20 protein-coding genes are annotated in these 21,882 nt (G+C 68.9%); 9 read left to right on the top strand and 11 right to left on the bottom strand.

Features of this window, described 5'->3' with window-relative positions:
- Positions 1-101: 101 nt before the first annotated feature.
- Positions 102-1,355 (top strand): HD-GYP domain-containing protein, encoded by a 1,254-nt coding sequence (locus tag L1Z78_RS25755; RefSeq protein WP_234639159.1) that lies wholly within the window; start codon positions 102-104, stop codon positions 1,353-1,355.
- Positions 1,356-1,452: 97 nt separating this feature from the next.
- Complete coding sequence (queA, locus tag L1Z78_RS25760; protein ID WP_234639160.1) at positions 1,453-2,553, top strand: tRNA preQ1(34) S-adenosylmethionine ribosyltransferase-isomerase QueA; 1,101 nt, start codon at positions 1,453-1,455, stop codon at positions 2,551-2,553.
- Positions 2,554-2,690: 137 nt separating this feature from the next.
- On the opposite strand, the gene L1Z78_RS25765 is transcribed toward queA, so the two are convergent.
- From L1Z78_RS25765 to hpf, 9 genes are all read right to left on the bottom strand, one after another.
- Positions 2,691-3,449: an ABC transporter ATP-binding protein gene (locus L1Z78_RS25765; RefSeq protein ID WP_234639161.1), complete on the bottom strand. Its 759-nt coding sequence runs from the start codon at positions 3,447-3,449 to the stop codon at positions 2,691-2,693.
- The gene (locus L1Z78_RS25770) at positions 3,446-4,444 is read right to left on the bottom strand and encodes an iron chelate uptake ABC transporter family permease subunit (protein WP_234639162.1); all 999 of its coding nucleotides are present in this window, start codon (positions 4,442-4,444) and stop codon (positions 3,446-3,448) included. Before L1Z78_RS25770 ends, L1Z78_RS25765 begins: the two co-directional genes overlap by 4 nt.
- On the bottom strand, positions 4,441-5,469 hold the full coding sequence (locus L1Z78_RS25775) for an ABC transporter permease (RefSeq protein ID WP_234639163.1): 1,029 nt from the start codon (positions 5,467-5,469) through the stop codon (positions 4,441-4,443). The genes L1Z78_RS25770 and L1Z78_RS25775 overlap by 4 nt, the downstream gene beginning before the upstream one ends.
- Entirely contained in the window at positions 5,450-6,421 is a 972-nt protein-coding gene (locus tag L1Z78_RS25780; RefSeq protein ID WP_234639164.1) for a siderophore ABC transporter substrate-binding protein, read from the bottom strand. Before L1Z78_RS25780 ends, L1Z78_RS25775 begins: the two co-directional genes overlap by 20 nt.
- Positions 6,422-6,465: 44 nt before the next feature.
- Positions 6,466-8,232 (bottom strand): enterochelin esterase domain-containing protein, encoded by a 1,767-nt coding sequence (locus tag L1Z78_RS25785; protein WP_234639165.1) that lies wholly within the window; start codon positions 8,230-8,232, stop codon positions 6,466-6,468.
- Positions 8,233-8,236: 4 nt separating this feature from the next.
- Positions 8,237-10,414, bottom strand: a complete 2,178-nt coding sequence (locus L1Z78_RS25790) for a TonB-dependent receptor (protein ID WP_234639166.1) — start codon at positions 10,412-10,414, stop codon at positions 8,237-8,239.
- A 196-nt stretch (positions 10,415-10,610) separates the two neighbouring features.
- Positions 10,611-11,567: an HPr(Ser) kinase/phosphatase gene (gene hprK / locus L1Z78_RS25795; RefSeq protein ID WP_234639167.1), complete on the bottom strand. Its 957-nt coding sequence runs from the start codon at positions 11,565-11,567 to the stop codon at positions 10,611-10,613.
- A gap of 32 nt (positions 11,568-11,599) precedes the next feature.
- A complete protein-coding gene (locus L1Z78_RS25800; RefSeq protein ID WP_234639168.1) occupies positions 11,600-12,073 on the bottom strand; it encodes a PTS sugar transporter subunit IIA in 474 nt (157 codons plus the stop codon).
- 155 nt (positions 12,074-12,228) lie between these two features.
- Positions 12,229-12,588, bottom strand: a complete 360-nt coding sequence (gene hpf, locus L1Z78_RS25805; protein ID WP_234639169.1) for a ribosome hibernation-promoting factor, HPF/YfiA family — start codon at positions 12,586-12,588, stop codon at positions 12,229-12,231.
- Positions 12,589-12,973: 385 nt separating this feature from the next.
- Here hpf and L1Z78_RS25810 point away from each other — a divergent pair, with 385 nt between their 5' ends.
- Together L1Z78_RS25810 and L1Z78_RS25815 are read left to right on the top strand one after the other, a co-directional pair.
- A complete protein-coding gene (locus L1Z78_RS25810; protein ID WP_234639170.1) occupies positions 12,974-13,897 on the top strand; it encodes a phosphoribosylaminoimidazolesuccinocarboxamide synthase in 924 nt (307 codons plus the stop codon).
- Positions 13,898-14,029: 132 nt separating this feature from the next.
- Positions 14,030-14,614: a DJ-1/PfpI family protein gene (locus L1Z78_RS25815; protein WP_234639171.1), complete on the top strand. Its 585-nt coding sequence runs from the start codon at positions 14,030-14,032 to the stop codon at positions 14,612-14,614.
- Between the two features lie 22 nt (positions 14,615-14,636).
- Here L1Z78_RS25815 and L1Z78_RS25820 read toward each other — a convergent pair whose 3' ends face one another.
- Positions 14,637-15,497: a DMT family transporter gene (locus L1Z78_RS25820; RefSeq protein ID WP_234639172.1), complete on the bottom strand. Its 861-nt coding sequence runs from the start codon at positions 15,495-15,497 to the stop codon at positions 14,637-14,639.
- A 98-nt stretch (positions 15,498-15,595) separates the two neighbouring features.
- Between L1Z78_RS25820 and L1Z78_RS25825 the strand changes: the two genes are divergently transcribed.
- On the top strand, positions 15,596-16,501 hold the full coding sequence (locus tag L1Z78_RS25825) for a LysR family transcriptional regulator (RefSeq protein WP_234639173.1): 906 nt from the start codon (positions 15,596-15,598) through the stop codon (positions 16,499-16,501).
- A 53-nt stretch (positions 16,502-16,554) separates the two neighbouring features.
- Here L1Z78_RS25825 and trxA read toward each other — a convergent pair whose 3' ends face one another.
- A complete protein-coding gene (trxA, locus tag L1Z78_RS25830) occupies positions 16,555-17,511 on the bottom strand; it encodes a thioredoxin (RefSeq protein ID WP_234639174.1) in 957 nt (318 codons plus the stop codon).
- A gap of 255 nt (positions 17,512-17,766) precedes the next feature.
- Here trxA and L1Z78_RS25835 point away from each other — a divergent pair, with 255 nt between their 5' ends.
- The 4 genes from L1Z78_RS25835 to L1Z78_RS25850 all read left to right on the top strand — a co-directional run bounded on the left by L1Z78_RS25835 (position 17,767) and on the right by L1Z78_RS25850 (position 21,876).
- Positions 17,767-18,750, top strand: a complete 984-nt coding sequence (locus L1Z78_RS25835; RefSeq protein WP_234639175.1) for an ABC transporter ATP-binding protein — start codon at positions 17,767-17,769, stop codon at positions 18,748-18,750.
- On the top strand, positions 18,747-20,135 hold the full coding sequence (locus L1Z78_RS25840; RefSeq protein WP_234639176.1) for a hypothetical protein: 1,389 nt from the start codon (positions 18,747-18,749) through the stop codon (positions 20,133-20,135). Before L1Z78_RS25835 ends, L1Z78_RS25840 begins: the two co-directional genes overlap by 4 nt.
- Before the next feature lie 83 nt (positions 20,136-20,218).
- Positions 20,219-20,716, top strand: coding sequence for a 5-(carboxyamino)imidazole ribonucleotide mutase (purE, locus tag L1Z78_RS25845; protein ID WP_234639177.1), 498 nt, complete (start codon positions 20,219-20,221; stop codon positions 20,714-20,716).
- Positions 20,713-21,876, top strand: coding sequence for a 5-(carboxyamino)imidazole ribonucleotide synthase (locus L1Z78_RS25850; protein WP_234639178.1), 1,164 nt, complete (start codon positions 20,713-20,715; stop codon positions 21,874-21,876). The genes purE and L1Z78_RS25850 overlap by 4 nt, the downstream gene beginning before the upstream one ends.
- Positions 21,877-21,882: the final 6 nt, after the last annotated feature.

The raw sequence follows: 21,882 nt of genomic DNA on the forward strand, positions 1-21,882 counted from the left end.
CCGCGGCGCCAGCCGTCCAATGCACCCTTGATGCCCCGGGTCTCTGGGGAAGCCGCTACCATGCAGGCAACGTTACGTAGTGTTACCCGCCACCGAATGCCATGTTGAAGCGTATCAATGTCCAGCATGTCACTCTGGGCATGTTCCTGCACGAGTTCTGCGGCTCCTGGATGGAGCATCCATTCTGGCGAACCCGGTTCCTGCTCAATTCCGAGGCCGACCTGCAGCGCCTGCGCGCCACCTCCATCCAGGAGGTCTGGATCGACGTGCGCAAGGGCCTGGATGTGGGCGTGCAGGTCCCCTGCCTGCGCTTCGATCCCCAGGACGAGTTGCGCCACCAGATCCCTGACAGCGCGCGGCCGGCCTCCGAGCAGAGCACGGCCCCGATCTCCACGGCCACCGAGCTGCGCCGCGCCGCCCAGACCTGCGCCCAGGCCAGGCAATTGCTGGGCCGCCTGTTCAGCGATGCCCGCCTGGGTCGCCCTGTCGATGCCGCGGCCGCCGGGCAGCTGGTGGACGATGTGACGGCCTCGGTGGCGCGCAATCCGCATGCGCTGATCGGACTGGCGCGGCTGAAGACCGCCGACGACTACACCTACATGCACAGCCTGGCCGTGTGCGCGCTGATGGTGGCCCTGGCCAAGCGCATGGGCCTGGACGACCACAGCCTGCGCAAGGCCGGCATGGCCGGCCTCATGCATGACCTGGGCAAGACCGCGATCCCGGTGGCCGTGCTCAACAAGCCCGGGCCGCTGGACGATGCGGAGTGGGCCCTGATGCGCGCCCACCCGCGCCATGGCGAGCGGCTGCTGCGCCCGCTGGGCCTGGACGACGAGGTCATCGATGCCTGCCTGCACCACCACGAGAAGGTGGACGGCACAGGTTACCCCGACGGACTGCGCCAGAACGACATCGGCCTGCTGGCCCGCATGACGGCGATCTGCGACGTCTACGACGCCATCACCTCGGACCGCCCCTACAAGAAGGGCTGGCCCCCGTCGGAGGCCCTGCGCCGCATGGCCGAATGGAGCCCCAGGCATTTCGACAAGCGCCTGTTCGAACAGTTCGTGCAGACGGTGGGCATCTATCCGCTGGGCTCGCTGGTGCGCCTGCACTCGCAGCGCCTGGCGGTGGTCATCGATGCCTCGCCCACCAGCCTGCTGGCGCCGCGCGTCAAGGTCTTCTACTCGCTGCGCCAGGGATGCCGCATCACGCCCGAGGTCGAGGACCTGTCCGACAGCCTGGGCAATGACCGCATCGTCTCGCGCGAGGATCCCGCCAACTGGGACTTCCCGGACCTGGAGTCGCTGTGGCTCGAATTCGAGCGCCAGCCCCAGGCCGGCATGGCCAAGTGACCCGGGAGAATTCCAGGGACAACCCCAGGGTTTGCGACAATGGCGGACTTCCGTTCAACGAACTTGGAACGGGCCCTGTCCGGCCCTCAAGCACTGCATGTCTTCCCTGTCCCGTGTGTTTTCGCTCAGCGACTTCGACTTCGAGCTTCCTGAGAACCTGATCGCCCAGCATCCTGCGGCCCAGCGCAGCGCCTCGCGCCTGCTCGATGGCCGTGACGATGCCGCCTCTCCCACCGACCGCATCTTCCGCGAGCTGCCCGACCTGTTGCAGCCCGGCGACCTGCTGGTGTTCAACGACACGCGCGTGCTCAAGGCGCGCATCTTCGGCGAGAAGGCCAGCGGCGGCCGGCTGGAGCTGCTGGTCGAGCGGGTGCTCGAAGGCAACGATGTCGTGGCCCACATGCGCGTCAGCAAGAAGCCCCTGCCCGGTTCGCGCATCCACCTGTGCGGAGGCAAGAACCGCGGCGGCTTCGATGCCGTGCTGCGGGGCCGCTGGCCGGACGAGAACGGCCCGCTGTTCCACCTGAGCTTCGAGGGCCCGCGCGGCGAGACGCCCCATGAGCTGATGGAGCGCTTCGGCCACCTGCCCCTGCCGCCCTACATCGAGCGCCACCAGGACGGCGGCAACGACCCCGATGCCGCCGAGGACAGCGAACGCTACCAGACCGTCTTCGCGGCCCGCCCCGGTGCCGTGGCAGCGCCCACGGCCGCCCTGCACTTCGACGACGAGGTGCTCGCCCGCCTGGCCGAGCGCGGCATCGAACGCGCCAGCGTCACGCTGCATGTGGGCGCCGGCACCTTCCAGCCCGTGAAGACCGAGAACCTCGCCGACCACCAGATGCACAGCGAGTGGTATGAGATCCCCCTGCCCACGCTTGCCGCGCTGGAACGCTGCCGCCAGCGCGGCGGCCGCATCGTCGCCGTGGGCACGACCACGGTGCGCACGCTCGAGTCCTGGGCCCAGACGGGCCACATCTGCGGCGACACGCGCATCTTCATCACGCCGGGCTTCCAGTACCAGGTGGTGGACCTGCTGATCACCAACTTCCACCTGCCCAAGAGCACGCTGATGATGCTGGTCAGCGCCTTCGCGGGCTATGAGCACGTGATGGCGCTGTACCGCCATGCCATCGCGCAGGAGTACAGGTTCTTCAGCTACGGTGACTCCATGATCCTGGAGAAAAAGGTCACCCCCTGAGGCGCTGACGCGCCTTCCCCCTCTCTCGCTTCGCGGGAGGGGGACGACACCCTCGCGGCGGGGCGGCCCTTGCTCGGTGCCCCTGACTTGGGCCGCGCCAGTTTCACGCGCCACGCGCGGAACCGGCTCTCACCGCCTCAGCCGAAATAATGGCAGAGCCGGCGGCCCCGGACCTCGTGGACGCTGACGGGGATGCCGTAGAGGGTGCTCAGGACATCGTCCTGCACGACTTCGGCGGGGGTGCCGGCGATGGCCAGGCGACCGTCCTTGAGGGCGATGATGTGGTCGGCGTAGCACGACGCGAAGTTGATGTCGTGCAGCACCATCACCACGGTCTTGCCGCGCTCGGTCACGGCGCGGCGCAGCAGGCCCATCATGCTGACGGCATGGGCCATGTCCAGGTTGTTCAGCGGCTCGTCCAGCAGGATGTAGGGCGTGTCCTGGCACAGCACCATGGCGATGTAGGCGCGTTGGCGCTGGCCGCCCGACAGTTCGTCGAGAAACCGCTCGGCCAACGGCGTCAGCTGCAGGTACGCCAGCGCCTCGTCCACATGGCGCAGGTCCTCGGGGCCCAGGCGCCCCTTGCTGTGCGGAAAGCGGCCGAAGCCCACCAGGTCGCGCACCGTCAGGCGCAGCGCGCTCTGGTTGTCCTGGCGCAGGATGGCCATGATGCGCGCCAGCGCGTCGGTGGGCGTGGTGGCCACGTCGCTGCCGGCCACCAGCACCTGTCCGGCGGTGATCGGCATCAGGCGGCTGACCAGGGACAGCAGCGTGGACTTGCCGGCCCCGTTGGGCCCGATGATGGCCGTCAGCGCCTTCTCGGGCAGTTCGAAATTGAGCTCTTGCAGCACCGTCGTGCCGCCATGGCGCTTGAGCAGATCACGCACCTCGATCATGGGGTCCCCTTGCGCATGAGCAGCACGATGAAGACGATCCCCCCCAGGAACTCCACCACGATGCTCAGCACGGTATTGAAATGAAACAGCTGCTCCAGCAGCACCTGGCCGCCCAGCAGCAACACACAGCCCCACAGCACGGCCGCCGGCAGCACCCAGGCATGGCGTCGCGTGCCCATGGCGTGGTAGGCCATGTTGCTGACCAGCAGGCCGAAGAAGACCACGGGCCCGACCAGGGCCGTGGAGACGGCCACCAGGCAGGCCACCACGGCCAGCAGCCGCAGCACGCGGCCTTCGTAGTCCACGCCCAGGCTGATGGCCGCGTCGCGCCCCAGCGAGATCACGTCCAGCACGCGGCGCTGGCACCAGATCCAGGCACTGCCCGGCACGATCAGCAGCAGCGAAGGCGCCAGCAGTGGCAGGTTCACGGCATTGAAGTTGGCGAACAGGCGGTCCTGCAGCGCCGTGAACTCGTTGGGATCGAGCACGCGCATGGCCAGGCCCGCGAGGCTGCGAAAGAAGATACCACCGACCATGCCCACCAGCAGCATCAGATGCAGGCTGTTCGCGTGACCGACGAAGAGCCAGCGCATCAGCAGCACGCTGAAACCCATCATCAGCGCGATGTTGAGCGCGTAGCGCCCGATCTCGCCCATGCCGGAGACGCCAGCCGCCCCCAGCAACAGCACCAGGGCGGCCTGCACGAACAGGTACAGCGCATCCAGCCCCATCACCGAGGGCGTGAGAATGGTGTTGTGCGACACGGTCTGGAACACCACGGTGGACAGGCCGATGGCGCACGCCACCAGGGCCATGGTCAGCACCTTGGTACCGCGATGCTCCAGCACGAAGGCCCAGTCGGTCTTGACGCCCACGGTCATGAAGGCCGCCAGGCACAGCAGCGCCAGCACGCCCAGCAGCGCCAGGCGTGTCCCCAGACCCCAGGCGCGCGGCCGGCCAGCGAAAGAGGGCGGAGTCTGCGGCAGGCTGCTCATGCACCCTCCTTGCGGCGACGCAGGATCAGTGCCAGGAACAGGGCGCTACCCAGCACGCCCAGCACCGTACCCACGGGGATTTCGTAGGGAGCGATCAGCAGCCGCCCGACCAGGTCGCACAGCAGGGTCAGGCCCGCGCCGATCAGCGCCACCCACAGCACGCTGCGGCGCACGTTGTCGCCCAGCACCAGGCGCACCACGTTGGGCACGATCAGGCCCACGAAGGGCAGGCTGCCGGCCGTGACCACCACGGCCGACGTGGCCACGGCCACCACCACCAGGCCCTGCCAGACCAGGCGCCGGTAGTTCAGCCCCAGGTTGGTGGCGAAGCTCTCGCCCAGCCCGGCCACGGTGAAACGGTCCGCCGCCAGGCAGGTCAGGGCCGTGGCACCCAGCGACAGCCACAGCAGCTCGTAGCGCCCCTGCACCACCAGGGAGAAGTCCCCGTTGGACCACGATTTCAGCGCCTGCATCATGTCGAACTGCAGGGCCACGAAGCTGCCCGCCGCGTCCAGCACGCCGGCCAGCACCAGGCCGACCAGGGGCACCATCCAAGACGAGCGCAACCGTATGCGTGACAGCACGGCCAGGAACAGCGCCGTGCCCAGCAGCGCCGCCACGGCCGAAATGCCCATCTTGGCGATCACCGGCCAATGCGGCACGAACAGGAAGGACGCCAGCATGCCCAGGCTGGCCGACTCCACCGTGCCCACGGTGGATGGCTCCACGAAATGGTTGCGCGCCAGCATCTGCATGAGCAGGCCGCAGACCGCCATGGAGGCGCCGGCCAGCAACAGCGCCAGCGTGCGCGGCACGCGGCTGAAGACCAGCACCTGGGAGGCAAGGTCGTCCTCGCTGCGCGACCACAGCACGCTCCAGTGCATGTCGCCCGCGCCCACCATCAGGCTGGCCAGCGACAGCGCCAGCAGGGCCGCCAGCGCCGCCAGCCAGGCCAAGGCCCGGCGGGAGCGCACGGTCCCTGCCGCCGCCGTCAGAGCGCCTGCGTCATGCGCGCTCGAAGGCATCCGACAGTTGCTGGATGTTGGCCTTCAACGCGCCTGCGCCCGCATTGGCCAGGATGTACCAGTTGGCCGCGTTCAGGTAGACCACATGCTTGTTGCGCCAGGCCTTGGTGGCGCGTACCAGCGGGTTGTCCAGCAACTGCTGGGCGGTCTTGCCGTCCTGGCCGATGGCCACGTCCCGATCGATGACGAACAGCCAGTCGGGATTGGTCTTGAGCAGGTATTCGAAGGACACGACCTGCCCGTGGCGCGCCACGGTGAGCTTGTCGGCCGCGGGCTTCACGCCGAACACATCGTGCAGCATGCCGAAGCGCGAGCCCGGGCCATAGGCGCTGAGCTTGCCGCCCGAGGTCAGCAGCACCAGGCCATTGCCCGCCGACTGCGCCTTGGCATGCAGCGCGGCGACGGCCTGCTCAAGCCCCTTGACCTCGGCCTCGGCCCTGTCCTGCAGGCCGCAGACGGCCCCCAGCGTCCGGATGTTGCGGTAGATGTCGGCCATCTGGTGCTGGTCGCTGACGCTCAGGTCCAGCACGGGCGCGAAGCGCTGCAGCTCCCTGGACTTGGCCTCGGAGCGCCCGCCCACGATGATGAGGTCGGGCGACAGCGCCTTGATGGCCTCGTAGTCCGGCTCGAACAGGCTGCCGATGCGCGCGTACTTCGCATCGGCATAGCGCGACAGCAGCGGCGGCATCTTGAATTCTGGAACGCCGCGTACCTCGCCGCCCAGGGCCTGCAAGGTATCCAGTGCCGCCAGCTCGAACACCAGCACGCGCGAAGGCTTGAAGGGCACCTGGATTTCGCCCTTGGCATGCGGCACGGTCACGGTCTTGCCGGGCGCGGCCGTCTGCGCATGGGACAACTGCGCCGCCAGCGGCAGCGTGACCAGCACGCCCAGGCCCTGGCCCATCTTCGCCAGGAGATGGCGACGAGAATGATTTGCGTTCACGGTATTCATGCTTTCAATGACTGCTGTATGGCCGGAAAGTTCAGGCAAAAAACCTAGTTCAGCTCCGGCGTGCTGTCCGGCATGCGCTCGCAGGCCGGCAGGCCCTGGGCGAAGCGCACGGGATTGAGCAGGGCCACCAGGCCGCAACCCAGCGAGCCCTGCCACTGCAGGTAGTCGTGGCTGGTTTCGTGCTCGGCCTGGGTGACGTCGTAGCCCTTGGCGCGCAGCACATCGGCCAGGTGGCGGTTGGTCTCCAGGATGCCGTCCTGTCCGCCGCGGGCACGCTCATGGCGGCCCGCGTCCAGATAAAAGCGCACGGGCTGGCGCGGTGCCTCGGCATAGCGGCGCTGCACCCAGCCCGGCACCTCGCCGGCCGGCGACCACCAGAACGAGCCCGACATGCTCAGCACATTCCCGAACCAGCGCGCGTTGACCAGGCCCGCATAGGCCGAGGCCAGCCCGCCATAGCTGGAGCCCCCGATCACCGTGCGTGCGGCCGGCTGGCCCAGGCCCCGGGCCTGTACCCAGGGCATCAGCTCCTCATCGAGGAAGCGCGCAAAGGCCGTGTTGGGTGGCAGCTCCCTGCCACGCGCCTGCGGGCTGGCGTTGTCCACCAGCACCACGGCCGTGGGCGGGATCAGGCCATCGGCCATGAGGTTGTCGATGATCGTGGGCGTGGACACCTGCCTGGTGTAGGCATTGCCGTCGAACAGCACCAGCAGCGCCTCGGGCGCTCGGGCGCCGGCCGGGCGGTAGGTCCAGACATCGCGCTGGTTGTCCAGCACGCGGCTGGGCAGGCGATGCTGCACCAGTTGCCCCTGCGGCACGCCGGCACGCGCAGCCACCCAGGGCTGGGGCGGCGCCTTGGCCAGCTCCAGCACCGAAGCGCCCTGGAAGGCGTCGATGAATCCGCCCTCGGGCGGCTGCGGGAAGACCTTGGGATTGAGGGGATCGCGCTGCGCCGTGGCCAGCAAGGCGCGCCGCTGCTCCATGGCCGAGCCCTGGATCAGCGGCACATCGGGCGCGAGCCGGTAGCTGAGCCGCGCATTGTCCGCCATGCGAAAGCTCGCCCACCAGACATCGCTGCCCGGCAGGTGCTGCAGGGGATCATGGTTGCCGGCCGGGCTGCCGAACAGGCGCACGCCCTGCATGCCCTCGCGCGGCAGGCCGCGCCACAGGAAGGTGACCAGCGACTGCCCATCCGCCAGCGGCTCCACCATGGGCGAGCCCTCCTGCTGCACGCGCCGCCAGAAGGCTTCGGCCGCGACGCCCGAACCCGCGCCGCGCTGGATCGCCTGCGCCAGGGCCCGCAGGCGCGGGCTTTCCAGCACGGGCCCGTCCGAGGTCTGCGCTGCCTTGGCGCCCACGGGTGCCAGACTGGAGCCCAGCCGCAGCGAGAAGCGGCCGGCCTCGGCCTTCGCCTCGTCGGCCACCAGCGCATCCGAAGCGATGCGGCGCGCCACCAGCCTTTGCCGTCCGGCGCCTTGCGTGACCCACATCAGCGATTGGGCCCCCCCGTCGGGGCGCGCCAGGCGGCGCAGATGGCGGCCCTGGGCATCTTCCAGGTCCAGGGCCACGCCCTGCCCATCGAACTCGCCCTGGACCACGTGACCGGCCGGCAGGTCGACGCGCCAGGCCTGGGCGCCACCGACGGGCAGCAGCCCCCTGGCAGCCTGCCCAGGCGCCAGAAGGCCGGTCTGCGCGGCAGCGATCCGATGTGCCTGTGTGCTCTTCACATCGTCATCGGCATGGACACCGGCTCCCAGAAGGTACATCAGCGATGCGGCCATGCACAGGCCCTTGCGTGCAGCGTGCGCCATGGCGTCAGAAGTCCACCGTGGCCGAGACGCGCACCGTGCGCGGGCCGCCCGTGGTCGCGAAGTTGTCGTTGAAGCTGCCGGCCCAGTAGGATTTGTCGAACAGGTTCTCCACCGTGGCGCGGAAGGTCACGGGCCGGGCCGCGATGCGGGTCGCATAGCGCGCGCCCACGTCCACGCGGGTCCAGCCTGGCATCTTCAGCGTGTTGGCGGAATTCACCCACTGCGCGCCCGTGTAGATCAGGCGACCCGTCAGCGCGGCGCCGGGCAGCGCCGGCACATCCCATTCGCCGCCGAGGTTGGCCGTCCAGCGCGGCACGCCAAAGACGCCGAAGCCATCGCGTGCGCCGCCCTGGGTCTTGCTCTGGATGGCCTGTGTGTAGGCAACGCCGCCGAGCACGCGCACGCCGCGCACCGGCTCGCCGAACACATTCCACTCCAGCCCGCGGTTGCGCTGCTCGCCATCCATGCGCAGGCGGTTGGTCGCGGTCTCGACCACGGAAGACGGCCGCTCGATCTGGAACAACGAGACCGTCTGCGTGAAATCACCCATGCGCCACTTGGCACCGATCTCGAACTGCTTGGTCTTGTACGGAGCGAACACCTCGCCGGCATTGGCGTAGGTGGGGCCGACGATGGAGCCCGCGCTCAGCCCCTGCACATGGTTGGCATAGAACGAGACCGCATCGCCCCAGGGCTTGACCACCAGGCCCAGCGCCGGCGACACGGCCTGCTCGTCGTAGCGCGCCATCTTCTGGTTCACGCGCTGCAGGCGCGCGCCCACGGTGAGCTGCACGGCATCGCCACCCCAGCTCAGCGTGTCGGCCAGGGCCAGGCTGCTGAGCACATCGTCGCGCTCCTGCTTGATGGCGCCGTAGGGGCCGGCCAGCGTGATGGGTGCGGGGTTGTAGATGTTGGTGATATAGCTGGCGCTGGTGGCAACGGCCGCACGGCCGCCCTTCTGATTCATCCAGTTGACGGAAGCCACCAGCAGATGGTTCACGCCACCCGTGCGCAGCCGGCCACGCACGCCGAACTCGGCCGCCGTCGTGTCCGTGTAGCCGTACTGGTTGTAGGTCTGCCCCACGGCCGATCCGTCGCCCTGGGCACGCAGCACCACGCGCGTGCCGTTGAGCATGCCGTCGTAGGCATGCCCGGCCGTGCCCACCGAGCCGAACAGCGTCCAGTCCGCCCCCAGGTCCACCGAGCCACGCAGCATCAGTGCATCGCTTTGCTGCCTGGCGTGGATGCCCTTGAACAGGTTGGTCGTGGCATCCGGTGCCGCGATCATCTGCTTGAGGTTCTGCAGGCTCACCATCATCGGGCTGCCATCGCGGATGGTGGAGCGGTAGCTGTAGGCGTCCAGCCCCACGGTGAAGCCGTCGCCCTGGTAGTCCAAGGCCAGCGCACCCAGTCCGTGGCGGCGGCTCTGGCCGTCGATCTCGGTATCGCCGGACGAGGTGCTGCCGTTGACGCGCATGCCCAGACGGCGCTCGGGGCCGAAGCGGCGCGATACGTCCGCCTGCAGTCCCAGTTGCGAGGTGCTGCTGAACATCGTGGTCACCCGCGTGAGATCCTGGGCCAGCGGGCGCTTGGTGACGAGGTTGATGGTGCCGCCCACGGCCCCGCCCGGCGACATGCCGTTCATCAGCGCGCCCGGCCCCTTGAGCACCTCGACGCGCTCGACCATCTCGGTGGGCACATGGCCGTCGGGCGCCAGGCCGTACAGGCCGTTGAAGCCCAGCTCCGTGGAGTTCACGCCCAGGCCGCGGATGGTGAAGTTCTCATAGGCATGGCCGGTATTGGTCGTGAAGCGCACCGAGGGGTCGTTCTCCAGCACCGACATCAGCGTGGTCGCGTTCTGGTCGGCCATGCCCTCGGCGGTGTAGGAGGTGATGTTGAACGGCGTATCCATCACATCGCGCTGGCCCAGCACGCCCAGGCCTGCTCCCTTGGCGACCTGCCCGCCAGGCGCCACGGCAGGCAGGGCCTGGGGATCGGTGGCGCTGCGCACCGTGACCTCGGCGAGTTCGGCGTCGGCGGCCCAGGATGCGGCGGGCAGCGCTGCTGCGGCAACCATGGCGCAGACCCGGGCGATCGCGCCAAGGGCATGGATTCGGGCCACGGGGGCGAACGGGTGGACGGAGCCTGCGTGCAGCAGGCCATGGCGGCAGATTCGGGACATCCGGGAGGGCTTTCGAGACGGAAATGAACGCGCCATGTCCGGCCCGGTGCGACGCGGACATGGCGTTTGCCCGGATTATAGAAATTGAGAATTATTCTTATTAACACTCCAGCAACAACGCCCCGCGCGCAAACGTGGTCGCACCGCCCTCAAACAATCGCCGAAAAAACAGTGGGGGCTGCGCAACAGGCAGTCGCTAGAAGGTATCGCCGCGTTCCATGGCGCGGCGGTGGCGCTGCACGAATTCCTGGTAGGTGTCGATGCCGCGCAGCTGCAGGATGGCATTGCGCACCGCCGCCTCGACCAGCACGGCGATGTTGCGGCCCGCCACCACCTGGATCACGACCTTGCGCACGGGCACGCCCAGCACGTCCTGGGTCAGCGGCTCGGCTGGCAGGCGCTCGTACTCACGCTCCATGGTCTCCTTGCGCACCAGGTGCACGATGAGCTTCAGGCGCATCTTGCGGCGCACGGCCGTCTCGCCAAAGATGGCGCGGATGTCCAGCAGACCGATGCCGCGCACCTCCAGCAGGTTCTGCAGCAGGTCGGGGCACTTGCCTTCGATGGTGGTCTGGTTGATGCGGTACAGGTCCACGGCATCATCGGCCACCAGGCCGTTGCCGCGTGTCACCAGCTCCAGCCCCAGCTCGCTCTTGCCCAGGCCCGACTCGCCCGTGATCAGCACGCCCATGCCCAGGATGTCCATGAACACGCCATGCATGGTCGTGCGGTCGGCGAAATGCTTGGCCAGGTAGGCACGCAGCACGTCGATCACGAAGGCCGACTGCTCGCGCGTGGCGAACATGGGGATGTGGGCACGCTCGCACATGGACAGCAGTGCCTCGGGCGCCGTCTGGCCATCCGCCAATACCAGCACCGGCGGCTCCAGCGTGACGATGCGCGCCACGCGGCGCTGGCAGTCCTGGGGCGTGGCATTGGTCAGGTAGGCGATCTCGCGCTCGCCCAGCACCTGCAGCCGGTAGGGATGGATGTAGTTCAGGTAGCCGACGAGATCGGCACCCGAGCGCGCCGAGCGCACGGCCATCTCGTCGAAGCGGCGCTCGGAGGCACCCAGGCCCGCCACCCACTCCCAGCGCAGGCTGGAGCGGAACTCCTCGAACAGCACATCGGCGCTGATGGCACTGGGTCTCATGGCAAGGCCCGTGAAAAAGAAAGGAGAAAGGGCTAGACCAGGGGGGCGGCAGAAGACTGCCAGCCCGCGATCATCCCATGCAGCAGGGCGGCGTCGCCGCAGGACTTCAGCCGCTCGCGCAACTGGCTGTCGCTGAGCAGTTCGGCGATTTCCGAAAGGATCTCCAGGTGCTTCTGGGTCGCGGCCTCGGGCACCAGCAAGAAGATCAGCAGGCCCACGGGCTGCTCATCGGGCGCATCGAAACCGATGGGACGGTCCAGCTGGAACACGGCCGCCATGGGGGCCGTCAGACCCTTGATACGACCGTGAGGAATGGCCACGCCATGGCCCAGTCCTGTCGAGCCCAGGCGTTCACGCGCGAACAGGCTGTCGGTGATCAGGGCGCGGGACAGGCCGTGCAGGCTCTCGAAAAGCAGGCCTGCTTCTTCGAAAGCGCGCTTTTTGCTGGTGACATCGACGCTCACGAGCACTTGAGCGGCGGGCAGGATGGAGGCGAGACGGTTCATGGTTCGGGAAACAATTATGCACCGCAGTGCCGAAAACCGTGGGGAAACCCTGACCCCCATCAAAAACCGCCCCGAAGGGCGGTGGTCGTACGTGGCGCGTCAGCCACAGGAAGAAGGGTATTGTAAGCGCCCGCACAGGGCCGGCGCCTTACCTGTCATCCAACTGACGCCATCACCGGCTGGGCATCGCCCAGGCGCTTGGCCGAGCCGTAGCGGCTGCCTTGCTGCCGTGTCTTGTAGCGCACCACCACGCGGTCGAGCTTGTCGGCCAGCGCATCGACGGCGGCGTAGAGGTCGAAGTGAGAGGTTTCGACAAAAAGATCCTGGCCCTTGACGCGCAGCGTGCAACCGGCACGCTGGCGTTTTTCCTTCTCCTTTTGCTTGTGGACGGTCAGCAAGACCTTGACATCCACCACCTGGTCAAAGTGCCGAAGAATGCGTTCGAGCTTGGCCATGACGTAACTGCGCAGCGAGGGAGTGACCTCCAGGTGATGCCCACTAATCGTCAGATTCATATCTAAACACTCCTTGCTCTGGATGGGAACAGCCCGATCCGTCGGCAGGACGATCCGCCGGGACAGGTGCTTGCAGGCTGGAATGCGCATTCGTTTGCTTGCGAACCCACTATGCGCCGCCCCCCGCCCAAAAGCAACGCCGCCGGGCGATGGCGCAGGGTGGCGCAGGGCCTTGGAGGGGCGTTTGTCGTACCCTGCGATTGGGCGCACAATGGGCAGGTTTGCCGGAGCAGTCCGCCAGCCGGAAGCAGCCCGCCGGGGGCGGCAAGCCCCGTCCGGGCACCTGCCGCTCCGGCCCCGTTAGAATCGCGCTCCTGCACGCCGTTTTCAGCCCTTTCAGCCGTCAGGCAGCCGCGGCCCCTTGCCAGATTGCCCCTTGCCTCACATGACCACCCAGTCCCGTCCCTCCGCCCTGCACACCTCCAACATCGCCTCGCTGCCGCTGCTCGCGCGCGGCAAGGTGCGTGACAACTACGCCGTGGGTGACGACCGCATCCTGATGGTGGCCTCGGACCGTCTGTCGGCCTTCGACGTGATCATGGGCGAGCCCATTCCCGGCAAGGGCGAGCTGCTCACGCAGATGGCGCTGTTCTGGTTCGACAAGCTGGGCCATATCTGCCCCAACCACCTGACCGGCGAAGCGCCCGAGTCCGTGGTCACGCCTGCGGAAGTGCCCCAGGTGCGCGGCCGCTCCATGCTGGTCAAGCGCCTCAAGCCCGTGCTGATCGAGGCCGTGGTGCGCGGCTACCTGGCCGGCAGTGGCTGGAAGGAGTACCAGGAATCGCGTTCGGTGTGCGGCGTGCCGCTGCCCGAGGGCCTGACCAACGCCGCCAAGCTGCCCGAGCCCATCTACACCCCGGCCGCCAAGGCCGAGATGGGCGACCATGACGAGAACATCACCTACGAGCGCACCGTGGAGATGGTCGGTGAAAAGCTGGCCGCCCAGATTCGCGACACAGCCATCCGCATCTACAAGGAAGCCGCCGCCATCGCCCTCGACAAGGGCATGATCATCGCCGACACCAAGTTCGAGTTCGGCCTGGACGACAAGGGTGAACTGGTGCTCATGGACGAGGTGCTCACCCCCGACAGCTCGCGCTACTGGCCCGTGGAAGGCTATGCCCAGGCCCTGGCCCATGGCGAGAATCCGCCCAGCTATGACAAGCAGTTCGTGCGCGACTGGCTGGAGCAGGCCCAGGTCAACGGCAAGCCCTGGGACAAGAAGGCCCCGGCACCGCGCCTGCCCCAGGACGTGACCGAGAAGACGGCTGCCAAGTACCGCGAGGCGCTGGAGCGCCTGACAGCCTGAGAGGGCTTCACCCTTCCCTGAAGAAAGAGAGCTCCGGCTCTCTTTTTCGTTGCACGCGCCCGCCGGTCACGCCGGCGTCACCGACGCTGCCACAATGCCTGTTCCCTCTGACTTTTTTGAAGGAGCAGGCACATGGCCGGCAAGAAGATTCTGATGATCTGCGGAGACTATTGCGAGGACTACGAAACCATGGTTCCCTTCCAGGCCCTGCAGGCCGTGGGGCACACGGTGCATGCGGTCTGCCCCGACAAGAAGGCGGGCGACCACATCAAGACGGCCATCCATGACTTCGAGGGCGCGCAGACCTACAGCGAGAAGCCCGGCCACAACTTCACGCTCAACGCCAGCTTCTCCGACATCAAGCCCGAGCAATACCACGCCCTGGTGATCCCTGGCGGACGAGGCCCCGAATACCTGCGCAACCACGACGCCGTTCGCGCCGCCGTGCGCCACTTCTTCGACAACGACAAGCCCGTGGCCGCCGTCTGCCATGGTGCCCAGCTGCTGGCCGGCGCCGGCGTGCTCAAGGGTCGCACCTGCTCTGCCTACCCTGCCTGCCGCGCCGAGGTCGAGCTGGCCGGCGGCACCTATGCCGACATCGGCGTGGACCAGGCGCACACCGAAGGCAACCTGGTCAGCGCCCCCGCCTGGCCCGCCCACCCCGCCTGGATCGCCCAGTTCCTGGCGCTGCTGGGTACCCGCATCAGCCACGGTTGAGCATCGGGTGCTCAGCGGGGGCTCAGTTCCCCCAGCGCACCAGCACGATGCCGCCGAACACCAGGGCCGAGGCCAGCATGCGCACGCGGCCCAGGCGCTCGCGCAGCAGCCAGGCGGCGATCCAGCCCGCGAACAGCACGCTGCTCTCGCGCAGCGCCGACACCAGCCCCATGGGCGCCTGCGACAGCGCCCATGTCGCCATCCAGCTGGCCGACACCTGCATGGCGGCGGCCAGCGCGCACAGGCGCCAGGTGCGCGCATCGGCGCGCAGCACGGCCGGCCCGCGCCGCCAGGCCAGGATCAGCACGGTGGCCACGCCATCGCCCAGCGTGAGCAGCGCCGCATAGACCAGGGCCGCGCCCGCGGCCCGTGCCCCCATGCCGTCGATCACCGTATAGCCGGCGATCATGGCTCCGGCCGCCAGCGCATAGCCGCTGCCCCGAAAGCCGCTGGCCGCGCCGCTGCGCACCGACAGCGCCAGCACGCCCAGCGACAGGCACAGCACACCGGCCAAGCCCAGCGCTCCCGGCATCTCGCCAGCCAGCAGCGCCGCCCCCAGCGTCACGAACAGCGGGGCGCTGCCACGCGCCACGGGATAGACCACGCCGAACTCCCCATGCTGGTAGGCATGCGGCAGCACGAAGTGGTAGACCGTGTGCACCACGACCGAGGCCGCCAGCCACCACCACACCGCCGCATCCCACTGCGCCATGGCGGGCCAGGGAAGCCAGGGCAGCACCAGCAGCGACCACAGGCTGGCCAGCCCCGTGGTCAGCGCCATGGCGACCATCTTGTCGCCGCCCAGCTTGATCGCGCTGTTCCAGCCCGCATTCATCAGGGCCGCCCCCAGGGCGGCGGCCAGCACCGCATTGCTCAGTTCCATCCTTGGCTCCGTCCCGTTCTTGATACGGGACGGGATGATGGGTTCGCCGTCAGATTAGATAAAGTCGAATCTTTGGAACATCATCTTCAGAAAAACTGATGCGACGCCTGAACCTCGACCAGATTCAGACCCTGGTGGCCGTGGCCGACCTGGGCACGCTGGCCGCCGCCGCCCAGGCCTTGCACCTGTCCCCGCCGGCCGTCAGCCTGCACATCCAGGAACTGGAAGCACGCCTGGACACGCCACTGCTGGTACGCGGCAAGCGCCAGGCACGGTTGACGGCCGCCGGCGAGCTGCTGGCCGAGGGTGGACGCCGCCTGCTGGCCGACAGCGAGGCCCTGCTGCGCCAGGTGCGCAAGCGCGCCGAGGGCTTTGGCGCCAGCGTGCGCCTGGGCGCCTCGGCCGGGGTCAGCCCGCTGCTGCTGCCGCAATTGCTGCAGTGGCTGGCCGAACATGCGCCCGGCGTGGAGCTGCGGCTGGAAGTCGTGAGCTCGGCCCAGGCCATGCTGCGCGTGGCGGCCGGCCAGCTGGATCTGGCCCTGGTCGGCCTGCCCCAGCCCGTGCCGCCGGGACTCGACATGCTGCCCTGGCGCAACGACCCCATGCTGCTGTTCGCACCGCCCCGCTGGACCTTGCCCGAACACATCACGCCCGACTGGCTCAACGCCCAGCCCTGGATAGGCTTCGCCGCCGGCACCCAGATGCACCGCCTGCTGTCCCAATGGTTCGCCCAGGCCGGCCTGCTGCCCCAGCCGCGCATGGAGATGAGCTTTCCCGAAGGCATACGCGCCCTGGCCGCCGCAGGCCACGGTCCTACGGTGCTGCCGCGCGAAGAGCCCATGGACGCCATCAGCCGCACGCTGCAGCAACGCGAACTGAGCCCGGCGCTGACGCGACCGCTGGGCCTGGCCTGCCGCAGCGCCTGGCGGGACGATCCGGCCATGCTGGCCGTGGTGCGGGGGCTGATGCGCTTTGCCCAGGCGCAGGAAACCGCCGCTGCATGACATGCAAAAAGGGAGCCCACGGCTCCCTTGTGCATTGCGGGCGCGCTGCCGCCTCAGTTCAGCGCCATGCTGAGCTTGCGGCGGTAGCCGTTGACCAGTTGCGTGGCCTCGTCCTGCTCGGCGCCGGCCTTGCCCAGCAGCTCGATGCCGCCGCTGCTCTTGCCGGGGATGGCATCCTGCTTCTTGGGCTTCGCAGGGGTCAGCAGCTCCAGGATGCCCACGTAGAGCTTGCGCGCGGCCTGGCCGTTCCATTCCTTGTCGCGCATGATGATCTCCAGCAGCTCGTCCATGCTGGCCGCCCACTGGCCTTCGGCCGCCAGGGCACGGGCCTTGCCGAAGCGGGTGTCGAAGTCGCGCTTGTTCTGCGCGATGGCGGCGTCGAACTGCGCGAACTCCCAGTTGCCGCGCTCGTCGTTCTGCACGAACAGCATGCACTGCAGCCACTGGTTGAGCGCCTCGAAGCGCGTGGGCTGGGGAATGCGCTTGAGCGGTTCGACCAGCAGGGCGCCCGCCTCCTCGTAGCCACCCGTGGCGATCAGCAGGCGCACATAGTCGAAGCGGGCATCGTCGTTGTTCGGATCGGCGGCCAGGGCATCGGCCAGCTTTTGCAGGGCGGCGTGGGTGTCGCCGGCCTCGAGCAGCTGATGTGCCTCGTCGGCCTCGGCCTCGGCGGCCAGCTCGCCTTCGGAAGGCAGGTGCTTGTCCAGGAACTCGCGCAGCTTGCTCTCGGGCTGGGCGCCCATGAAGCCGTCCACGGGGCGGCCACCCATCATCAGGATGCAGGTCGGGATGGAACGGATGCCGAACATGCCGGCCAGCTGCTGCTCCTGATCCGAGTCGATCTTGACCAGCTTGAAGCGGCCTTCATAGGCGACTTCCAGCTTTTCGAGAATGGGGCCCAGCGTCTTGCAGGGGCCGCACCAGGGCGCCCAGAAGTCGACGAGCACCGGCACCTGCATGGAGGCGGCAACGACTTCGGCTTCGAAATTCTCAATGGTGACATCAATCATGTGATCAGGCCCTCTGGCAAGGCGCGCGGCCAGGGCGCGCGGACTTTTTGGCGGTTCGGGGGTCGGCGGCGGCTAGCCGCCGATGCGGACGGTGTGATTCTCCAGCAATTCCATGGCCATGGCGCCATGGACCGCAGCCACCCCAGTTGGGAGTGCGGCGCCTGCATTTCAAGCCACCCGGTGGCGATGGGGGCTCGGCTATATTGGCGCGCTGGAGCGCGCGATGCCGCCGCCCACAACGAGAGAGGGCTCGCCGTGATCAAGGTTTCGCAGCTGGTGTTCGAATATCCGGGCCACCGCGCGCTGGACGGTGTCAGCGTCCAGATCGGCGCGGGCAGCGTCACGGCCCTGGTAGGCCCCAATGGCGCGGGCAAATCCACCCTGATGCGCTGCATCGCCGGGCTGGAGCAGCCTCTGTCGGGCCAGATCCAGGTACATGGCATCCCCGTGCAGGAGCAGCCGCGCCAGGTGCACCGCCACCTGGGCTATCTGTCGGACTTCTTCGGGCTCTACGACCGCCTGAGCGTGCGGCGCTGCCTGCAGTACGCAGCCCTGTCCATGGGCGTGGAAACCACGCAGGCACCACAGCGGGCAGCCCATGTGGCCGGAAAACTGGGCCTGGCCGAACTGCTGGAGCGCCGACCCACCGAGCTGTCCCGGGGCCAACGCCAGCGCGTGGCCATAGGCCAGGCCATCGTCCACCAGCCGCGCGTGCTGCTGCTGGACGAACCCGCCAGCGGCCTGGACCCCGAGGCGCGCGCCAGCCTGTCGCAGCTGTTTCGCCAGCTGCAGGCCCAGGGCATGACCCTGATCGTCTCCAGCCACATCCTGAGCGAACTCGACGAGTACTGCACCCATATCCTGAGCCTGCGCGGCGGCCGCGTGGAAAGCCACGAGCCGCTGCAAGGCAATACCGGCATCGCGCCCACCGCCCCCGCGGGTGCGCCGCTGGCCCTGTACGCGCTGGAGCTGGCACCCGCGCCGGACGCCACGGACGCCGATCTGCGACAGCGCCTGCAACTGCTGCTGCCCGACGCGGCCCTGCCCCCGGATGCCATCACGCCAGCCCGGCCCGTGCGGCTGTGGCTGCCCGGCGAACCGCGCGAACGCGCCGACCTGCTGGCGCGCCTGGTGCGGGCCGGCCTGCCGGTCGCCAGCCTGACCCCCTTGCGCGAGCGCCTGCAAGACCGCTATGCGCGCGGCGCGCAACCGCAGCCCGCCGCCCAGGAGCAGCCATGACGCACAACCCCGAATTCCAGCGCCAGCTGTGGCTCAACTGGCGCCCCTCCCAACTGGGATGGAGCCTGCTGCTCACCGCCTTGCTCCTGGCCACGCCGCTGGCCCTGGTCCAGCCCGCCGACCGCATGCACACGCTGCTGATCGCCTCCCTGGTGGGCATGTGGATCGCCGCGGCGGGCCTGGGCAGCGTGCTGGCCGGGCGCGGCCTCAACGAGGAAGCGCGCCAGCACACCTGGGATTGGCAGCGCCTGTCGGCGCTGACACCCTGGCAGATGGCCTGGGGCAAGCTGCTGGGCGCACCGCTGCAGGCATGGCTGTACATGCTGTGGTGCGCGCTGGCGGTGCTGGCAGGCTCCGCCGCCCATCCGGGCGGGCTGTCCTGGGGCGTGCACGCGGTGGCGCAGGCCGTGCTGTGGGGGCTGGCACTGCAGGCCTGGAGCATGCACTCCGTGCTCATGGGCTGGGGCCCGCAGGAGCAGCCCGCGCGGCGCATCCGCTTCGTGCTGGTCCCGCTGCTGTTCGTGCTGGTGCTGCCAGGCCCCATCCTGGCCCGGCTGACCGAACAGCTATGGAACGAAGAAGGCCGCTCCATGCTCTGGTGGTCGCTGCCGCTGGGCGGACGCGGCGCCATCTACCTCTTCGGTGCCATCACGCTGGGCCTGGGACTGCTGGCCCTGTGGCGGCTGCTGTGCGCGCGCCTGGATGTGCGCACCCTGCCCTGGGCCTGGCCGGCGGGCTTGTGCGTGACCGCCCTGGCCCTGGGAGGCATTCCCCTGGAAGCTTCCCCGGCACCGGGCCCGGGGGCGGCCTCCTTCTTCGCCTGGACCACCTGGCTGGCGCTGGCCGGCACCGCCTATGTCTGCCTGCATGGCATGGACGAAGGCCTGCGCAGCTGGCGCCAGGTACAGTGGTGCGTTCTGCAGGGCCGCTGGCGCGGTGCGCTCGAAGCCCTGCCGCTGTGGCCCGTGAGCTGGTTGCTGGCCGCGCTGGCCTGTGCGCTGTGGCTTCTGTGGCCCTCAGGCGGCCAGCCCAGCCTGCCCGGATCGGCACAGCTGTCAGCCCTGGCCACGGCGCAACTGCTGCGCGATGCGGCGCTGGCCACGGGGTTTTCGCTGCTGGCCGGGCGCATCAAGTCGCCACTGGCGGCCTTTGCCGTGACCTGGCTGCTCGTCAACATCGTGCTGCCGCTGCTGGTGTTCGGCGTGGCCGGCGCCGATGCCGCTGCCCTGGCCCAGCCGCTGGCGGCGGGCCTGGCCCGGCCTGCAGGCACCGGCCTGTGGCTGTCGCTGGGGGTGCAGGTGGCACTGGCCCTGGCCTGGCTGGCCCATGTTTTCCGCCAGCGCGTGCTCGGTTTCGCGCGCGAGCAGCATACGGCCGTGCGGTGATTAGGACGGGGATGCGGGCCGATCCGGACTAAAAAAGTAAAATCGCGGGTTCCACTAGGCCGGGCCGCAGGCGCCCTCTCCACATGAACTCCATCCAGATCGGCGTGGTCATGGGCTCCAGCAGCGACTGGGAGACCATGCAGCACGCAGTTGCCATCCTCCAGCAGTTCGGCATCGCCCACGAAGCCCAGGTCGTCTCGGCCCACCGCATGCCCGACGACATGTTCGCCTACGCCGAGGCCGCCGCCGGCCGGGGCCTGAAGGCCATCATCGCGGGTGCGGGGGGCGCTGCCCACCTGCCCGGCATGATCGCCGCCAAGACCGTGGTGCCCGTGCTGGGCGTGCCCGTGGCCAGCCGCCACCTGCAGGGCGTGGACTCGCTGCACTCCATCGTGCAGATGCCCAAGGGCGTGCCCGTGGCCACCTTCGCCATCGGCGCGGCCGGTGCGGCCAATGCGGCCCTCTTCGCCGTGGCCCTGCTGGCCAATGAGGACCCGGCCCTGCGCGCCAGGCTCGAAGCCTTCCGCGCCGAGCAGACCGCTGCGGCGCGCGCCATGACGCTTCCCCCGGTGGCCGCATGAACGCCGACGTGATCCTGCCCGGCGCCACGCTGGGCGTTCTGGGTGGCGGCCAGCTGGGCCGCATGTTCGTGCAGTCGGCCCAGGCAATGGGCTACTTCACGGCCGTGCTTGATGCCGACCCGACCAGTCCCGCAGGCCTGGTCAGCCACCACCACATCCGCACCGGCTACGAAGACCCCCAGGGCCTGGCCGAGCTGGCGCGCCTGTCGGCCGCCGTCACCACCGAATTCGAGAACGTGCCCGCTGCGGCGCTGAACCTGCTGGCCGCCCAGCGGCCGGTGTCGCCGGCCGGCTCGTCCGTGGCCATCGCCCAGGACCGCGCCCAGGAAAAGGCCCACTTCGTGCGCTGCGGCGTGCCTTGCGCGCCCTATGCCGTGATCGAGACGCCCGAGCAACTGGCCGCCGTGCACGCCAGCCTGCTGCCCGGCATTCTCAAGACCGCGCGCATGGGCTATGACGGCAAGGGCCAGGTCCGCGTGAAGAATGCCGCCGAGCTGGCCGCTGCCTGGGACGGGCTGGGCCGCGTGGCCTGCGTGCTGGAGAAGATGCTGCCACTGGCCCACGAATGCTCGGTCATCGTGGCGCGCGGGCGCGACGGCGCCATGGTCCACCTGCCCGTGCAGCGCAACCTGCACCGCGAAGGCATTCTGGCCGTCACCGAGGTCTACGAGGGCAATTTGCCCCAGGCCCAGGTCGAGCAGGCCCTGGCCGCCGCCCAGTCCGTGGCCGACGGCCTGGGCTACGTGGGCGTGCTGTGCGTGGAATTCTTCGTGCTGCAGGACGGCATGCTCGTGGTCAACGAGATCGCGCCGCGCCCGCACAACAGCGGCCACTACAGCCAGAACGCCTGCGACGTCTCGCAGTTCGAGCTGCAGGTGCGCTGCATGACCGGCCTGCCGCTGACGCAGCCGCGCCAGCACAGCCCCTCCATCATGCTGAACCTGCTGGGCGACCTGTGGTTCAAGGAGGGCGGCGAGGCCCAGGCCCCCGCCTGGGACCAGGTCCTGGCCCTGCCCGGCTGCCACCTGCACCTGTACGGCAAGCACGACGCCAAGCGCGGCCGCAAGATGGGCCACCTGAACGTCACGGGCGCCACGCCCGAGGCCGTGCGCGCCACGGCGCTGCAGGCCGCCGCCATCCTGGGCATCGCACCGTTCTGAAGGCCG

This window comes from Delftia tsuruhatensis (genome assembly GCF_903815225.1).
GTDB classification, from domain to species: Bacteria; Pseudomonadota; Gammaproteobacteria; order Burkholderiales; family Burkholderiaceae_C; genus Comamonas; species Comamonas tsuruhatensis_A.

Bases quoted from the DNA above. Each gene is read 5' to 3' on its own strand.
- L1Z78_RS25755 (WP_234639159.1), top strand. From the start codon at position 102: ATGTTGAAGCGTATCAATGTCCAGCATGTCACTCTGGGCATGTTCCTG.
- queA (WP_234639160.1), top strand. From the start codon at position 1,453: ATGTCTTCCCTGTCCCGTGTGTTTTCGCTCAGCGACTTCGACTTCGAG.
- L1Z78_RS25765 (WP_234639161.1), bottom strand. From the start codon at position 3,449: ATGATCGAGGTGCGTGATCTGCTCAAGCGCCATGGCGGCACGACGGTG.
- L1Z78_RS25770 (WP_234639162.1), bottom strand. From the start codon at position 4,444: ATGAGCAGCCTGCCGCAGACTCCGCCCTCTTTCGCTGGCCGGCCGCGC.
- L1Z78_RS25775 (WP_234639163.1), bottom strand. From the start codon at position 5,469: ATGCCTTCGAGCGCGCATGACGCAGGCGCTCTGACGGCGGCGGCAGGG.
- L1Z78_RS25780 (WP_234639164.1), bottom strand. From the start codon at position 6,421: ATGAATACCGTGAACGCAAATCATTCTCGTCGCCATCTCCTGGCGAAG.
- L1Z78_RS25785 (WP_234639165.1), bottom strand. From the start codon at position 8,232: ATGGCGCACGCTGCACGCAAGGGCCTGTGCATGGCCGCATCGCTGATG.
- L1Z78_RS25790 (WP_234639166.1), bottom strand. From the start codon at position 10,414: ATGTCCCGAATCTGCCGCCATGGCCTGCTGCACGCAGGCTCCGTCCAC.
- hprK (WP_234639167.1), bottom strand. From the start codon at position 11,567: ATGAGACCCAGTGCCATCAGCGCCGATGTGCTGTTCGAGGAGTTCCGC.
- L1Z78_RS25800 (WP_234639168.1), bottom strand. From the start codon at position 12,073: ATGAACCGTCTCGCCTCCATCCTGCCCGCCGCTCAAGTGCTCGTGAGC.
- hpf (WP_234639169.1), bottom strand. From the start codon at position 12,588: ATGAATCTGACGATTAGTGGGCATCACCTGGAGGTCACTCCCTCGCTG.
- L1Z78_RS25810 (WP_234639170.1), top strand. From the start codon at position 12,974: ATGACCACCCAGTCCCGTCCCTCCGCCCTGCACACCTCCAACATCGCC.
- L1Z78_RS25815 (WP_234639171.1), top strand. From the start codon at position 14,030: ATGGCCGGCAAGAAGATTCTGATGATCTGCGGAGACTATTGCGAGGAC.
- L1Z78_RS25820 (WP_234639172.1), bottom strand. From the start codon at position 15,497: ATGGAACTGAGCAATGCGGTGCTGGCCGCCGCCCTGGGGGCGGCCCTG.
- L1Z78_RS25825 (WP_234639173.1), top strand. From the start codon at position 15,596: ATGCGACGCCTGAACCTCGACCAGATTCAGACCCTGGTGGCCGTGGCC.
- trxA (WP_234639174.1), bottom strand. From the start codon at position 17,511: ATGATTGATGTCACCATTGAGAATTTCGAAGCCGAAGTCGTTGCCGCC.
- L1Z78_RS25840 (WP_234639176.1), top strand. From the start codon at position 18,747: ATGACGCACAACCCCGAATTCCAGCGCCAGCTGTGGCTCAACTGGCGC.
- purE (WP_234639177.1), top strand. From the start codon at position 20,219: ATGAACTCCATCCAGATCGGCGTGGTCATGGGCTCCAGCAGCGACTGG.
- L1Z78_RS25850 (WP_234639178.1), top strand. From the start codon at position 20,713: ATGAACGCCGACGTGATCCTGCCCGGCGCCACGCTGGGCGTTCTGGGT.